We start from the raw sequence: 502 nt of genomic DNA on the forward strand, positions 1-502 counted from the left end.
GCGTAAATTCGCGGTAAAGGTATGTTGCTGTTGGTTACTCAGCACGCTGGCCGTCTGTAATTCTACCGTACCCGCTACACCGCCCTCGATAAGCGACGCCTTAGGCGATTTATAAACAGCAGCTGAATTAATGAGCTCCGAGGGATATTGATCAAACTCAATATTGCGTTTGCCACTGGTTGACACCTGCTCACGGCCATTAAGGGTAGAAAATACAAAGCCCCCTGACATACCGCGAATATTAATTTCTGCCGCTTGGCCACCCGTTCGCACTGCAGAAATACCCGGCAACCGGGTAAGGGCATCAGCGATCGAGACATCCGGCAGTGCGCCAAGATCATCGGCCGAAATGGTTTCAGATACCACATCACCAAAGCGTTTGGTGTCTAAGGAACGAAATAAGCTTTGTGCAAAGCCCCGCACTTGAATCACTTCAATTTCGGCTTCTTCCTCAGGCGTGGTTGGATTATTTTGTTGTTGCTGTGCCAGCACTTGCGAGCTG

The 502-nt window shown here is 50.0% G+C and carries 1 protein-coding gene; it reads right to left on the bottom strand.

All coding sequences use genetic code 11. The features are described from left to right. Positions 1-502 (bottom strand): TonB-dependent receptor plug domain-containing protein (locus tag ACFFF6_RS19985; RefSeq protein WP_376983277.1); only part of this gene is annotated, 502 nt, incomplete at both ends.

The sequence above is a fragment of the Brachybacterium hainanense genome (genome assembly GCF_042434575.1).
GTDB classification, from domain to species: Bacteria; Actinomycetota; Actinomycetes; order Actinomycetales; family Dermabacteraceae; genus Brachybacterium; species Brachybacterium hainanense.